The sequence below is a fragment of the Wenyingzhuangia heitensis genome, assembly GCF_011762155.1.
Taxonomy (GTDB): domain Bacteria; phylum Bacteroidota; class Bacteroidia; order Flavobacteriales; family Flavobacteriaceae; genus Wenyingzhuangia; species Wenyingzhuangia heitensis.
The window spans coordinates 1082811-1098329 of record NZ_JAASQL010000001.1; the positions used below are offsets into that span (position 1 = coordinate 1082811).

General features: G+C 31.2%; 17 protein-coding genes. 1 reads left to right on the forward strand and 16 read right to left on the reverse strand.

All coding sequences use genetic code 11. The annotated features are described in order from the left end of the window. Positions 1 to 14 precede the first annotated feature (14 nt). On the forward strand, positions 15 to 494 hold the full coding sequence (locus tag FHR24_RS04640; RefSeq protein ID WP_167184531.1) for a GNAT family N-acetyltransferase: 480 nt from the start codon (positions 15 to 17) through the stop codon (positions 492 to 494). Positions 495 to 516: 22 nt separating this feature from the next. Here the strand turns inward: FHR24_RS04640 and FHR24_RS04645 are convergent, their stop codons facing one another. The 16 genes from FHR24_RS04645 to FHR24_RS04720 all read right to left on the reverse strand — a co-directional run bounded on the left by FHR24_RS04645 (position 517) and on the right by FHR24_RS04720 (position 15450). Continuing rightward, positions 517 to 1146, reverse strand: a complete 630-nt coding sequence (locus FHR24_RS04645; protein WP_243846498.1) for a 2OG-Fe(II) oxygenase — start codon at positions 1144 to 1146, stop codon at positions 517 to 519. A gap of 138 nt (positions 1147 to 1284) precedes the next feature. Further along, complete coding sequence (locus tag FHR24_RS04650) at positions 1285 to 1893, reverse strand: superoxide dismutase (protein ID WP_167184534.1); 609 nt, start codon at positions 1891 to 1893, stop codon at positions 1285 to 1287. 86 nt (positions 1894 to 1979) lie between these two features. Further along, entirely contained in the window at positions 1980 to 2393 is a 414-nt protein-coding gene (locus FHR24_RS04655) for a DUF523 domain-containing protein (protein ID WP_167184536.1), read from the reverse strand. After that, positions 2390 to 3727, reverse strand: coding sequence for a glycosyltransferase 87 family protein (locus FHR24_RS04660; protein WP_243846499.1), 1338 nt, complete (start codon positions 3725 to 3727; stop codon positions 2390 to 2392). The genes FHR24_RS04655 and FHR24_RS04660 overlap by 4 nt, the downstream gene beginning before the upstream one ends. A 48-nt stretch (positions 3728 to 3775) precedes the next feature. Beyond that, a complete protein-coding gene (locus FHR24_RS04665; RefSeq protein ID WP_167184539.1) occupies positions 3776 to 5392 on the reverse strand; it encodes a cellulose synthase family protein in 1617 nt (538 codons plus the stop codon). After that, positions 5392 to 6084, reverse strand: a complete 693-nt coding sequence (locus tag FHR24_RS04670) for a glycosyltransferase family 2 protein (protein ID WP_167184542.1) — start codon at positions 6082 to 6084, stop codon at positions 5392 to 5394. Before FHR24_RS04670 ends, FHR24_RS04665 begins: the two co-directional genes overlap by 1 nt. Beyond that, on the reverse strand, positions 6077 to 6943 hold the full coding sequence (locus FHR24_RS04675; RefSeq protein ID WP_167184572.1) for a toxin-antitoxin system YwqK family antitoxin: 867 nt from the start codon (positions 6941 to 6943) through the stop codon (positions 6077 to 6079). The genes FHR24_RS04670 and FHR24_RS04675 overlap by 8 nt, the downstream gene beginning before the upstream one ends. Next, positions 6936 to 8552 (reverse strand): 4Fe-4S binding protein, encoded by a 1617-nt coding sequence (locus tag FHR24_RS04680; RefSeq protein WP_167184575.1) that lies wholly within the window; start codon positions 8550 to 8552, stop codon positions 6936 to 6938. Before FHR24_RS04680 ends, FHR24_RS04675 begins: the two co-directional genes overlap by 8 nt. 33 nt (positions 8553 to 8585) lie before the next feature. Continuing rightward, on the reverse strand, positions 8586 to 9917 hold the full coding sequence (locus FHR24_RS04685) for an NAD(P)/FAD-dependent oxidoreductase (RefSeq protein WP_167184578.1): 1332 nt from the start codon (positions 9915 to 9917) through the stop codon (positions 8586 to 8588). A 159-nt stretch (positions 9918 to 10076) separates the two neighbouring features. Further along, positions 10077 to 11045, reverse strand: a complete 969-nt coding sequence (gene arsM / locus FHR24_RS04690) for an arsenosugar biosynthesis arsenite methyltransferase ArsM (protein WP_167184581.1) — start codon at positions 11043 to 11045, stop codon at positions 10077 to 10079. A 1-nt stretch (position 11046) separates the two neighbouring features. Continuing rightward, entirely contained in the window at positions 11047 to 11862 is an 816-nt protein-coding gene (locus FHR24_RS04695; RefSeq protein ID WP_167184584.1) for a purine-nucleoside phosphorylase, read from the reverse strand. Position 11863: 1 nt separating this feature from the next. Continuing rightward, positions 11864 to 12472 (reverse strand): TIGR04282 family arsenosugar biosynthesis glycosyltransferase, encoded by a 609-nt coding sequence (locus FHR24_RS04700; protein ID WP_167184587.1) that lies wholly within the window; start codon positions 12470 to 12472, stop codon positions 11864 to 11866. 38 nt (positions 12473 to 12510) lie between these two features. Next, entirely contained in the window at positions 12511 to 13563 is a 1053-nt protein-coding gene (gene arsS, locus FHR24_RS04705) for an arsenosugar biosynthesis radical SAM (seleno)protein ArsS (protein ID WP_167184590.1), read from the reverse strand. Between the two features lie 91 nt (positions 13564 to 13654). Beyond that, positions 13655 to 13990: an arsenosugar biosynthesis-associated peroxidase-like protein gene (locus FHR24_RS04710; protein WP_167184593.1), complete on the reverse strand. Its 336-nt coding sequence runs from the start codon at positions 13988 to 13990 to the stop codon at positions 13655 to 13657. A gap of 4 nt (positions 13991 to 13994) precedes the next feature. Continuing rightward, positions 13995 to 14705: a DUF547 domain-containing protein gene (locus FHR24_RS04715; protein ID WP_167184596.1), complete on the reverse strand. Its 711-nt coding sequence runs from the start codon at positions 14703 to 14705 to the stop codon at positions 13995 to 13997. Between the two features lie 49 nt (positions 14706 to 14754). Next, positions 14755 to 15450 (reverse strand): queuosine precursor transporter, encoded by a 696-nt coding sequence (locus tag FHR24_RS04720; RefSeq protein WP_167184599.1) that lies wholly within the window; start codon positions 15448 to 15450, stop codon positions 14755 to 14757. Positions 15451 to 15519: the final 69 nt, after the last annotated feature.

Genomic DNA, 15519 nt, shown 5'->3' on the forward strand with positions numbered 1-15519 from the left:
TTTAAAATACAATGATGAATATTCTTATTAGAAAAGGAAACATTGATGATGCAAATGAAATATTTACATTAATTAATGATTTAGCAGTGTTTGAACAAGAACCAGAAGCTGTAGAAGTTACTATAGAAGATATTAAAAATGACGGTTTTGGAAATCAACCTAAGTTTGAAGTATTTATCGCAGAGCTAAATAACTCTATTGTTGGAATGGCTTTGTTTTACTATAGATATTCTACCTGGAAAGGAAAAACACTACACTTAGAAGATTTAATTGTAAAAGAAGTTAATAGAGGTAAAGGGGTCGGAAAGTTGTTATATAATCGCATTTTAAAATATGCTTTTGAACAAAAGATAAAGAGAGTAGAGTGGGCTGTGTTAGAATGGAACACTCCTGCTGTTGAATTTTATAAAAACTCTGGAGCAGAAGTGTTTGATGATTGGCGAACCGTACAAATGTCAGAAGAACAGTTGAAAAACTACATAGAGAAACTCTAGTAATTATTATTTCTAGAGTTTTTTATCCTAAAAATTGACCCAACTTAGATGGTTTTTGTAACAGCCAGCCTGTTAAACTATAACGGTTTTTATTTGATTTTAAAACACTGTGTGGAACTGTATCACTTTTAAAAATAACACACCTGCCACCAAGTGGTTCTACTAAAAAAGAAGTGTCTTCTTTGGTGTATATCTCTAACTCTCCACCATCACCTTTTTGCCAATTTTCATTTAAGTATAGAATTATAGTAATGGTTCTGTTATTTCTGTTGTTAAATTGATCTAAGTGTTTTTTATAATGACCGCCAGGAGGATAATTAGCCAAGTGGAATTCGTAACCAGATAAACTTAAAAAACAATAGCGGTTAAATAGAGCAATTACATCATCTAACAAGTTCCAAAATGTATTTATATCCGTATCTCTTGACCTATCTAGCCAAAATGTATGATCTCCTCTAATTTCTTTTATAATGGTGTTTTTATCTAAAGCACCAATACCTGCTTGTGTAAATAAGTCTAGTTTGTTTATAAAAAAGGATCTAACTTCATTATAAAGTTCTTCCTCTAAAAATTGATCTATGATGACATAGTCGTTACAAGAAAGCTCATTCATCCAGGCAAGCCATTTCTCTGTGTTGTTATTGTTATTCAATCAAATTTTAAAAAGCATGTAAATATATATAAAAATCATCTTGAATCGTTATGTATATTTTGCTTTAAAAATCAATAATAAAAAAGAAACCCCATCTTAACTATAAGATGGGGTTCTGTAATTTTAAAAAACTACTAGTTATTTAGCAACAGCGTAGTTTGCTGATACAACTTCCCAGTTAATTACATTAAAAAATGCATTGATATAATCAGGTCTTCTGTTTTGGTAGTTTAAATAGTAAGCATGTTCCCATACATCTAAACCTAAAATAGGTTGGTTACCACAAGTAACACCTGGCATTAATGGATTGTCTTGGTTTGGAGTAGAACAAACGTTTACTTCTCCACCTTTAGCAACACATAACCATGCCCATCCAGATCCAAACTGAGTAGCAGCAGCGTTAGAAAACGCATTTTTAAACTCTTCAAAAGAACCAAAAGCTTTGTTAATAGCTTCAGCTAATTCTCCTGTAGGCTCTCCACCTCCGTTTGGCGACATTACAGACCAAAATAAGTTATGGTTGTAAAATCCACCTCCGTTGTTACGAACAGCTCCGTTAGTCATATCCAATCCTCCTAAGATTTCTTCAATAGACTTTCCTTCTAAATCTGTCCCTTCAATTGCTCCGTTTAATTTAGCAGTGTAAGCTGCGTGATGTTTTCCATGGTGGATTTCCATAGTTTTTGCATCAATATTTGGTTCTAATGCATCCGTTGCATACGGTAAATTCGGTAATTCAAATGCCATTTTATAATTGTTTTAATTGATTATGTATCAAAGATAAATAACTAATTTTTTTTAAAAGAAAAATAAGAAAGTAATTTAGGGAATGTTTATAGGTCTTTTTCCGTAATCACTTTTATGTGATGTTGTTTTAATGTTTTACAAAAAATACCATCTCCATTAGTTAGTTTGCCTGTAAAAGAACCATCGTACACTTTGCCACAGCCACATGATGGAGAATTAGATTTTAAAATAGCATCTGTACATTTATTTTCTATAGTAATAGCTAAGGCTTTTTTAGCTCCTGTTGTATAAGCTTGGGTAAGATCAATTCCTTGTTGACTAATAATTTTATCTCCTTGTTGTTCTGCTGAAGTTCTAGGAGTGGACAATCCACCTAACTCTTCGGGACAAACAGCAATTGCTTTTCCTTCTTTGATTAGTTGAATAATTTTTGAATTGGATTTTGATTTGCCATCAAACCTACATGCTATTCCCGCCAAACAAGCACTGACTACTTTCATAGATTTTTTTTACGATTAAATTTCCACTGAAATAGTTCTGCGAATAAATATCCAAAGACCAAAATATATTCTAAACCGACCAACCAAAGGTTTTCTTTATAGCTACTGTTTACATAAGCACTATAGCTTAAAATAACAACAAAAGACCATATAACAGGAAAACTGTATTTGGTAAACAAACTTAAAAATAGCGGAATGGCTATATACCATGGATGCACAATACTAGATAAAAAGTAATAAGAACAAATAACCCACAACATACTGGTGATTAAGGTTTGTTTAAGATTATTTTTTCTTAAGAAAGATAATAATAATGTAATTGTAATAATTATAAATGGAGTTGTTTTTCCTACAGATTGAATAATATTGTACCCTTTTATGCGGTATCCTATTTCTCTAACAATATAATAAAGGCTAGCGTTGAATTCGAAATTTTGAAAATACAATTCAATACTAGACATAAAGTTGCTATACAATTCTTTGCTCGCAAACGGAAGAAACAGTAGTATGTTTACCAATGCTACAATACATCCGTAGATAAAAAGTTTTTTGAAACCCAACTTTTTATAAAACACAGGTAAAAAAATTAACGGAATTAATTTTATAGAAATAGCTCCTGCAAATAAAATAGCTGATAGGTGTTTTTTTTGTTTGAATAAAAAATACAAACTAGCGCTTAAAAAAGCAATCATCATTCCTTCATAATGCAGGTTTCCTGTTAGCTCTATAAGAATAAAAGGGTTGATAAAATAGACTAAAATTTTACGAGTATTGAGTTTTAATTCTTTTAAAATTTTTATTCCAAAAAACAGAGTAATGACATCAGATAGAATTAATGTGATTCTCATAACTGTTGTACTGATAAGTAAATGACTATCAGAAAAAATAGCAGGAATGGTAAATGCAAATTGATTCAAAGGTGGATAACAGGTATAATGACTTCCATTCATTGAGCCCATTCCTTGGTATAAATTAGAGCCGTTAATAATTAGATTAGGGTTGTTTTTCGGTAAAATTAAATAAGGATTAATTCCATTAAACAAAGCTCTTCCATCCCATAAAAATCGATAAAAGTCATCAGATAAGTTTGGAATAGCGACTAAAAATAAAACTCTAAACAATACACCTAAGTATATAAGTGTTTTAAAATTTAGTTGACTGTGATTGTATAATAGATAGAAACAAACAAACAAAAAACTATACAAGCTTAAAACTTGAGAAAAGTTGGTTCTTAACGTTTGATATGCAAATAAATAATAGGCTATACAGGAAAACAAAATGACCAACAAACTTAAGTTGTTGGTCATTTTATAATTATTTAGAAAAGAGGTCATAAGGTTATTTTAAAACATATATGTCGATATAAACATTTGAAAGTTACATTAAACTTTTGAAAACACAGATTTATAAAAGATAAATCCAAAACCTAGAAACAACATAATATGAAAGCCCATTAAACCGCTATCAAAAGGCATGTACCATTCATTAGCACTAAATAATGTTTTAGTATTAAACGTGTAATTTGTGTTTTCATCGTTTTTACCAATGTAACGAACCAACCAAGCGCTTACAATTCCAAAGAAAAAGTAAATACACAAGATACCTTCATAGACTACATTTTTAGAGGGTTTTTTGCGCATGTATTTATTTTTTTTCCAGCCATCTATAGATTTTATATTAAACTTTGGAGTTCTAACAAAATCACTTCTTTTACGTCTATGCCCTTCTATAACAGCACCTGTATTGTTTAAAGATAAGCCCATAGCTACACTAAAAAAAGTAAAAAAAGTTCGGGTGTATTGTATAAAACTTTTAAATCCACTTTTTTGTTGCACATTTTTATACATATACCAATAACAGATAAAAAAGATAATGGTGCTAATGGCAAAAAAGCTCATTGCTATAAAGTACCCTTTAAAATCTGAAAAATAATTTTTAATATATAGCATTGGCACACTTAGTACACCTACTATAAATACGTTTAAAAACATGGTACTATTTAAAAGGTGAAGTACACAATGTGCTTTTGTTTTAAAAGATAAATTAGAGGTAATAATTTTACGAAACATTTTTTGAAAGTTCTCCGCCCCACCTTTATTCCATCTAAATTGTTGAGATCTTGCAGCGCTAATTACTACAGGCAATTCTGCGGGAGTCTCTACATCTATTAAATATTTAAATTGCCAACCTTTTAGTTGTGCACGGTAACTTAAGTCTAAATCTTCGGTTAAGGTATCTCCTTCCCAATTTCCAGCTTCGTAAATACATTCTTTTCTCCAAACACCGGCTGTACCGTTAAAGTTTATAAAGTGGCCTTTAGAGTTTCTACCCATTTGCTCTAAGGTAAAATGAGCATCTAAAGCAAAAGCTTGTATTTTTGTTAATAAAGAATAGTTACGGTTAATATGCCCCCAACGTGTTTGTACAACTCCAATTTTAGCATCCTTAAAATAAGGAATGGTTTTATGTAACCAATCACTTTCTGGTAAAAAATCAGAATCAAAAATGGCGATAAATTCCCCTTTAGCAATAGCCAATCCTTCTTTTAAAGCTCCGGCTTTAAAACCTTGTCTGTTGGTTCTAGTAATGTGAACAATATCTAAGCCAGTAGCAGCTAATTTTTCTATTCTTTCTTTGGTTTTTATAACTGTTTCGTCTGTAGAATCATCTAAAACCTGAATTTCTAGTTTTTCTCTAGGGTATTCTAATAAAGCAATATTTTTTAACAATCGCTTCATTACATATTTTTCATTAAATACAGGAAGTTGAATTGTTACATATGGAACTTCATCAGGATTTTGTAAATTAAACAGAGGACATTTTTCGTTTTTTTTAGAACGATTGGCCTTTAAGTAATTAAACAATAGATTTAATTGTGCTAAGGCATAAAAGAATACCATAACCAAAGATGTAATGTAAATAACTAAAAGAATACAGCTAATTGCATAAAGAACGTTATCTGTAGGTTTTGAAACTAAGAATAATAAATTGTTAACCATTATTTTAAACTATATTTAAAGATCCAGCTTAGGATTTTAATTCCGGCAAAGATAGTTCCTTTTATGGTACCTGACACCTTAGAAACTCCTATTCTTTCTCTATATTTTACAGGTACTTCTGTGTAGTTAAATTTGTGTTTTACGGCTTTTAATTGCATTTCTACTGTCCAACCGTAGGTTTTGTCAGTCATGTTTAAGGCCAATAGTTTGTTGTATTTTATAGCTCTAAAAGGGCCTAGATCTGTAAAATTTGCTTTAAAAAATAATTTCATTAAAAATGTAGCCAACCAGTTTCCAAATACTTGTTGGGGTGTCATAGAGTTTTTAGCTCTTTGAGAGTTGTTTCTAGATCCTATTACCAAATCCATATTGTCTTTTAAAATAGGCTGAATAACCTCTGTAATTTGTTCTGGATAATCAGAATAATCACCATCTAAAAACACAATAATATCGGGGTGTAAGTTGTTAGTCGCAATATATTCCATTCCTGTTAAACAAGCATATCCATATCCCATTCTAGATTCTAATAAAACAGTAGCACCTGCATTTGCTGCAACTTGTGCGGTAGTATCTGTAGAATTGTTGTTTACAACAATTACTTCATCAATTAAATGTTTAGGAATATCGTTTACAACATTCGCAATAGACTGCTCTTCGTTATAAGCAGGAATAATAACAATAATTTTAGTCATTTAGTTTTTTATAATCTTTTCTAAAAGAACTCCAAGTGTTCCATTCTTTAACTTTTATTCCTTCTTTAAAATAGCTTCCTTTTACAATTTTGTTCTTATCGTAATAGACACAATATCCGTTTTGTTTGTCTTTTTTTAATTCACATTTGTGAGACAAAATTCCATTTTTTTTGAAAAAAGACCACCATTTGCTTTTTTTATCTTTGATAAAATCTCCTTGTGCTAATAAAATTCCTTCGTTAGAGTAAAAGTGCCAATATCCTTCTTTTAATCCGTCTTTAAAGGTTCCACAGGATTTTAAAATATGCTGATCGGAGTAATATTTCCAATACTTTTGTTTTTGATGATTTTGGTATATACCCTCAGACTCCAAAGTTCCGTTTTTATAATAATATTTAGCAGTATAGTTTTGACTATTATTAAGATATCTTTTTTGTAGAAAAAGATATCCTTTTTTATAATAGAGCCAATTATTTGTGGGCTTGTTTAAATGATAATCTCCCACAGAATCTAAACGATTGTGAGTTGAAAATTTCCATGTTTTTTCTTTTAAATCATCAATATAATATCCTTTAGCAATACAACTATCTTTAAAATATTCTAGATTATAACCATTTTTCACATTGTTTTTATACCAGCCTTCGGATGTTATTTTTCCGGGACTTCTATAATTTCTTTGGTAATAATTGGTAGAATCCTTGTAAAATGTTTTCCAATATTTTGTAGGTAAATGGTGTAGTGTATACCATTGGTGATGTAACATTCCGTTTTTAAAATATTCCTGATGCAAAACTTCCTTTTGCTGTGTAAAAACAACAAAAGGAAGTAGAAAAAGTATATGTGAAAAATGTTTAATCATTCTTTTTGGTCATACTTAACAAATCGATATCGTTACCTAAAAGTACATCATTAACTTCGGTTCTAGAGCTTCCTGTATCGTCTCCATTTTCTAGTTTTAAAACTCCACGGGGGCAAACAGCAGAACATACTCCACAACCTACACAAGAAGAGCGTACAATATTTTGTCCTTTTTGTGCATAAGAACGTACGTCAATACCTTGTTCGCAATACGTAGAACAATTTCCGCAAGAAATACATTGTCCTCCGTTGGTGGTAATTCTAAATCTAGATTTAAAACGTTGTACCAATCCTAAATAAGCAGCTAACGGACAACCAAAACGACACCAAACTCGGTTTCCTAGAATAGGATAAAACCCTGTTCCTATAACTCCCGAAAAGATAGATCCTATAAAAAATCCGTACCAAGTTTGTACATCATATACAGATATTCCCCAAAATAGTTCTTTCCAACTAGGTATTTCTGCAAAGTAAACATATAAGGTTAAAGCGGTCATAATAGTAGCAAAGACCAAGACACCATGAATTAACCAACGTTCTATTTTCCAAGAAAATAAAGATTTATCGGACAATTGTCTATAAGGGTCTCCTAAAGTTTCGGCCAAACCACCACAACCACAAACCCAAGAGCAATACCATCTTTTTCCATAAAAATAAACCATTACAGGTACTATAACTGCTGTTAGCACAATTCCCCAAACTAACATAAAAACACCTAAATTTCCACTATTTATCAAGGTGTTTAAATTCCAATCAAAAAAGAAAGTGTAGTTTAAAGGCCAAGCATTTTTAAAATCGAACCAAGGTTTGTTAAAAGCGACTAATATTTCTGGAATTAAAAAAGCAAAAGCAACTTGAAAGAACAAAACAACCCCTGTTCTAATCATTTGGTATTTGTTATGACGATATTTGATAAACATTCTAACAGCAAAAACAGTCATTACGGAACAGTACATAAATCCGTATAAAAACCACTGACTTGCAGAATTTCCGTTTAAAGCTTTACTAATTCCATTAACCGCCAAAATAGGATTGACAATTAAGTTTGGGAAAAAATATAAAAAGATGTAAAAACTAACAAAAAAGAAGGCAGTAAGCAAACCAATAATACCTCTATTAGTAGCGCTGTGCTGAAAAAGTCCATTGTTTTTAATTCCAGCGGGTCCTAGCAATTTATAGTCAGGAATAAAAACGAGTAATCCTCCAATAATAGCGAGTCCAAAAGTTAAGAAAAACCACAAAAAAGTATTATTAATAAACCAACCTGTTGCAGATTTTCTTACCAACGGATAAATATATTCTTTAGAAGTTTTACTCCATTTTATATGAATAATTTTATTCCACTCTATTTCTTGTTGTTCTTTAAGATATTTATTAGAAATCTTTGCATTTTTAAGAATGATGTTAGATAAATCCCAAGCACTCATTTCTTTATTTACAATCTCATTTTTAGTGTTTTCTATAAATATTTCACTTTTTATTCCTTTACTTTCAATCCAACTATGGTAAGTGTCTGGAGTAACTTTATAGGTTCCTGTAAAAATACTACCTATAAAAAAGGCAAAGCCTAAAAAGGTGATAATATATCCTATATTTTTAATTGTTTTCATTTTTGTATATGATAAAATTAGATGATGTTTTAACTAGGCTTTCTGAAAAATTCTTTTCCAACTTTTCTTTTTGGTGACCAAACTTGTTCCGTTTTCTATATTAAACTTTTGAATAATTTCACTTTCGTGTTGTGCATAAAATTCAGGGTCAAAATTGGCATCTTTTAAATGCTCTAAAACATGTTCTATAGTGCGTTTTTCTGTTAACCACTTGTCAAAAACATTGTGTCTCATTCTAATTCCAAAGTTGTTAATTCCTATAAATTCTTTGGTGTTTTTATCATAATTAATGTGAATAGATTTTTTACCATCTTTATGTTCCCAATAAAAACGAGCTTCATTTTCTCTAGGTTTTGCCCAAATCCACCCATAAGTTTGATATTCTATGTCTAAAAATTTAGCAGAATTAAACCAATGTCCAGGTTGATATGTACTAGGTGTTCCGCAAATAGTTCTAGCTACGGTTTCTCCCATCATTCTACCTGTATACCAAACAGCCTCTATAGGTCTGCGTTCCCCAATGGCTTGGTGCTGTTGGGCACAATCTCCAATAGCATATATGTTAGGAATATTAGTTTCTAGTTGTCTGTTTACCAAAACACCTCTGTCTAATTCTATTCCAGAATCTTTTAAAAAATTTACATTAGGACTTACACCTGCTGTTAAGCCCACTAAATTACATTCAATAGTTTCTCCTTTATCTGTTGTTATGGCTTTAACTCTTCCATGTTCATCACCTAAAATTTCTACTAAATTGGTTTCTAAACGCAAATCTATATGATGTTCTTTAATGTGTCTGTTAATCATTTCTGATTCTTGTGCAGGTAACACACCATTCCAAAAACTAGCTTCTCTAACCAAAAAAGTAACAGGAATATTTTTAGAGGCTAACATCTCAGCCATTTCAATACCAATCAATCCTCCACCAACTATTACAGCTCTTTTACAATCTTTAGCATATTCAGTAATCGTATCTAAATCTTGTTTAGAGTACATTCCTGTTACAGCCTTTAGGTCTTGACCAGGCCAACCAAACTTGTTTGGTTTAGATCCTGTTGCAATAATTAAATCGTCATAACTTAAAGTTTCTCCATTGTCTAGTTTTAAGGTTTTAGTATTAATGTCAACATTATTTACATAAGACTGAACCAAATCTATCCTGTTTTTTTTCCAAAACCAGTTTTCGTAGGGTTGAGTGTGTTCAAACTTCATATGTCCCATAAAAACATACATCAATGCTGTTCTAGAAAAAAAGTATTTAGTTTCTCCAGAGATGATGGTAATTTTATGATCAGATTTTTTTCGGATGTGTCTTGCTGCTGTTATTCCAGCAACTCCATTACCAATAATAACAATGTTTTTCATGGGATGATGTTTGAGTTGAATAGGTCGATTGATAGAAAAGAACTTAACAATTTAGCGTTAATTTAAAATCAATATGTATTAAATGCTGATTGTAAGTTTTTTAGAAAAGTTAAAAAAAAAGCACGACTTGTGTCGTGCTTTTATAGAGTATTGTGTTTTTTAACAACATCCTCCACCATCGTAATGAAAAGTAGATTCTGAAAAGTAAATATCATCTCTACCCAAATCTTTTAAAGCTTGTGCTGTTTTATCACAAATAGCTAAAGGTTGATTTTTTAATAAAGTATGTCCTAAACCATCATCAAAAAAGTCTTCATCACCATAGTAAATAGCAGCTTTACCTGTAAATATACAAGGACCATCTTCTGGCATAGGATCTTTAATAGCAGCTACTTCAATAGATTCAATATATATCAATTTATCTGTAGGATAATTTTTAGGATCTAAAATACGATAAGGTTTTCTAGCTCTAATTTCAATGGTTCCAAAACCTGCATCTGTTAATGCTTTTACATAATCTGCAATAGACAAACTTCCACTTAAACACAAAGCACGTAAACGTTCGTCGTTACGTAAAGTATCATTCATTGGTTGTTCACAAGTTGGGTCGCTCATCACCAATTTTCCGTGTGGTTTTAAAACACGATACATTTCAGCAATCGCTTTCTTTAAATCATCAGATTTAAAAATGTTAAACAAGCAGTTTTGTGCTGCTACATCAATAGAGTTGTCTTCTACCGGTAATGCCATTGCATCTCCTTTGCGTAAATCCACAAAATCGCTTTTAAACCAATCGTTTTGCTCTTCTGCAACTTTAAAGTTTTTAGCAGAAGCATCTAACATTTCGTCTACCACGTCAATACCAATAACACCTTGTTTTTGACGAGAAAAATATGCGAATTGTAACAATTCCATTCCGCCACCAACACCTACATATAATATTTTTGGACTACGAGATAAATCGCGAGCATGAACTGTAGAACCACAACCGTAGTTCATTTCTTGCATAATTTTAGGAATGGTTAAGCCTGGTAATTCCCAAATAGGGTTGGTTGTACAACACAAGCCTACATCAGGGGTAAGAGCAGCTTCTTTATATACGTTTTTTGTGGTTTCTAAATAACTCATTTTATAATGTTTTAAGTAATTCTTTAAAAAGAATGGTTAATTGGGGTTCTGCTTTGGCAGCCATTTCAAAAATTTCGGGAATGTTGATAGGCTTTAAGTTATCAGGATCACATTCATCTGTTAACACAGAAATTGCAACACAAGGCAATGCTAGTTGATTGGCAACAATTACTTCGGGAACTGTACTCATACCTACAGCATCGGCACCAATGGTTTTTAAATAACGATATTCTGCTCTAGTTTCTAATTGAGGTCCTACTACAGAAGCGTATACCCCTTTATGAAGATTGATATTGTTAATATGAGCAATTTCTTCAATTTTGGTGTTTAAATTTTTATGGTAAGGAGCAGACATATCTACAAAAATATTTCCAAAATCTTTAGCGTTTTTAAAGGCTAGTGGAGAACCACCTTGTAGATTAATATGATCATCTATTAACATTAACTCTCCTTTATTAAAGCCTAGATTAACTGCTCCAGCAGCATTGGTTATTAACAACTGCTCAATACCTAATGCTTGCATAACTCTAACTCCGTAGGTAATTTCGTTAAAACTATAACCTTCATAAGCATGAAAACGACCGCTCATTACAACTACGTTCTTGTCTTCTATAGTTCCAAAAATTAATTTACCTGCATGAGATTCTAAAGTAGCTGTTACAAAATGTGGAATATCTTCGTAATTAATAACTCTTTGAATATCAATTTCATCTACTAATTTGGCCAAACCTGTACCCAAAATAATTCCTGTTTCTGGAATTGTAATTCCTTGTTTGTGTATAAAATTGACACTTTCTTGAATATGCTCTAAAGTCATTTTATTTATAATTTTTTACATGATGATACAATGCTGAATCTTCTTCAATATCTTCTAAATAGTCAATATCATTTAGTTCGTCTAATAAAAAAATTTCTTCATTTTCTAAATTAATCAAAGTATCTCTTAGTACAGAGTCTGTCCCCCATTGTTTGTTGGTAAAAAGATCGGTTCTAGGTTCGTTTAACCCTAGTAAATAATAACCACCATCTTCTGCTGGACCAATTACGGTTTGTTGTTTTACTTGTTCAAAAGCATCTTCTAAAATCTCGGTAGATAGTTCTTCTATATCACTACCAATAATTACAATTTCTAAATAATTAGCTCCAAAACCTTTAAAAGCTGCTTGTTGCATTTTGTTTCCTAAATCTCCTTCTGCCTGAATCATTTTCATAAAGTTTCCTTCATCCCAAATGTCTTCAAATTCAATTTCATCGGTATAGAAAACCCATTTGTCAACTTCTAAATCTTTGGTAATATGGTGGGTATGTGTTAGTAAATCTTTATAAACAGCCAAGGCAACTTCATCAGAAGTCTCTTTAGCCAAACGTGTTTTTACTTTTCCTAATTCGGGCTTGCGTATAAATATAATTAAGAGTTGATCGCTCATTTTATGCTATATGTTAATTTATTGAGTTGTTTTTTTTTCTAATCGCTAATTGTACCTTGACAACTACTACCTGCACCAGCTGTACATCCGTAACAATGCTGAGAGACTACAATCTGTCTTTTACTTAAAGCATCTACATCAAATTCAGAAATATGTTTTCCTTTGGTAGCTACTTTTAAATCTAATTGTTGGTTAAAATCACAATCATATAAATCTCCATTCCAATCTATAGAAATGGTGTTTTTACACATTACATTTTCTACAGCAGATGGATTGTAAGCATCTACTAATTCGTCCATATAATCTTCATAATTTTCAGATGCTACTAAAAATTCTAAAAACCTACTGATTGGTAAATTGGTGATAGAAAATAGTTGATTAAAGGTAATGTTAAAATCTTCTTTTAAGGCAGTTTTAAATTCTTGCTCTAATTCTGCTTGATTTCCAGGTAAAAAAGCTCCTGACGGATTGTAAACCAAGTCTAATTTTAGTCCGCTTCCTTTTATTCCATAACCTACTTTATTTAATTCCATTAAAGCTTTTATAGAGGCATCAAAAACTCCGTTACCACGTTGTTTATCTGTTTTTCCTCTTTTGTAAAATGGCAAAGAAGAAACTACATGCACATTGTGTTTTTTAAAAAACTGTGGCATGTCGTAATATTTTTTATTGGCTCTAAGAATGGTTAAGTTAGAACGTACAATAAAATCTTGCACCCCAATTTTGCTAGCTTCTTCTACAAACCATCTAAAATTAGGATTCATTTCTGGTGCACCACCTGTTAAATCTAAAGTTGTAGCTCCAGATTCTTTTAGCTTATTTAAACAAAGCTGCATGGTTTCAGTAGTCATAATTTCTTTACGATCTGGACCAGCATCTACATGGCAATGCGCACAAACTTGATTACACATATATCCTAAATTTACCTGAAATATTTCAAGTTTATTAGGTTTTATGGGATATTGGTTGCTTTCAGAAACTTTTTGTTTAAAAGTAGGCAGTTCTCCATTGGCAAAAACTCCACTGTTAAACAATGCCAATTGGTTTTTAGGATCTGCTAAGCTATCTTTTCTTTTTGCGAGTGATTTCATGTTCTTAGTACTAAGTATTAAGCATAGAGTACAGAGTTTTTTAAGAGTACGTTTTCTTCGTACTTAAAACTTTGTACTTCATACTAAAAAATTACATAGATAGTTTATCGTATTTCTTCATCATTTGTACGCTGTGAACCAACGTTGCTCCAGATTTTATGGCAGCAGCTACATGTACAGCTTCCATCATCTCTTCACGCTCTAAACCACGTTTTAAACCATCACTTGTATAAGCATCAATACAATAAGCACATTGTACGGTGTGTGAGACTGCCAAGGCAATTAAAGATTTTTCACGAGCAGTTAAGGCACCGTCTTCAAAAACTTTACCGTAGTATTCAAAAAATTTATCTCCTAATTCTTGATCCCACTCGCTAATTTTTCCAAAATCTTTTAAATCCTTTGGATCGTAATATGTTTTTTGCATGACTTTATTTTTGATTGTTTAATGCCCAATTGTATTCTTTGTACACAATTTTTGCATCCTTATTTATTTTGATGTGACTGTATTGATTGATAAAAGTAATCAAATCTGTTTTTTGAGTAAAATCATCTTGAAACCAATTAAAAATTTGTGACAATTCCACGATATCAGAACTTAGATTATTTCTGTTTTTATCGTTTATAAAATCAGTCATTCCTTGAGTTAAAAGCTCATTGATGTTTTTTTCTGTAAAGGCTTTGTTTGGCAAAACAGGACAAGATATAGATGCACAATTTACACCAACATGAATAAGAGGATCTTTGTACTGTTCTCTTAAAATTTGATGTTCAATATGATTTAGTGTATATTTTTTTCCTCCAACTTTGGCAAAAGAAATTTCCCAAGCATTTTTATCTTGTTGTTTGATGTTGGTAATAGATTGCAAAGGATAATTGTCTAAAATTAAACGGATGGTATACGCATTATAAGCATTGATCCAAAAAGATTTGGTTTTATTTACAGACCAAGATGTTTTAGGAGTTGTGTTGTTTACATATGCTAAATAAGAATTTAGTTGAGATTTGTCTTTTGCAAAACCATCATAATCTACCAATCCATTTTTATCTACATGTTTTTGTAGCAAATTATTCCATATTTCAGTTTGAGCCTGTAGTGCAAAACTGATGAATAAAGCAAAAATTAAAGAAACAGGTTTCATAAAAGAGGGTTTGTATCTGTAGCTTTTAGTTGAAAATTTTTAGACATCATTACAAAACAAGCGTTGTAATTTCTTCATTTGTTTTTAAGTTGAATTTCTTTTTTATGTAAAAAACAATGGCATAGAGTAGTGGAGTGTCTAAAATGGCTATGATTACTTTAAATAAAAATCCGCTAATCACCAAAGGGACAAAAGAGTTCCAGCTAAGTACGTTAAACAAACAAAGCAAACCTACCACCAAACTAGTGTCTATAAATTGAGAAGTAAAAGTTGAAAAATTGTTACGCAACCACAAATGTTTTCCTTGTGTGTAATTTTTCCAAAAATGATAAATTTTAATATCTACAAATTGTGCTGTTAAATAAGCAAGCATAGAAGCCAATACTCCTAAAGGAGACAAGCCAAAAACACGGGTAAAAACAGCATCATTAACAGGAGAAGTAGCAATGGCAGGAACATAATTAGCCAGAGCAATAATAGACATAGAAAATACTGAAGCAAAAATTCCGGCAATCACCACTTGATTGGCTTTTCGTTTTCCATAAATTTCCGAAATGGTATCGGTAATTAAAAAAGTAATAGGGTAAGGAAGAATTCCCACAGAAATTTCAAAACGATACCAACCGAAAGGTTCCCAATAAAAGAATTTTTGAAAAATTAAGTTAGAAACTACTAAAGAAGTAATAAAAAGTGTGGCTAAAATTAAATATATAACAGAGGCTTGTTTTTCTTTGGATGAGATCATATAAAAGGTCATTATAAATTCAAAACTAGAACTCTTTTGGCTAATAAACACGGGATTAGTCCTTTTTTA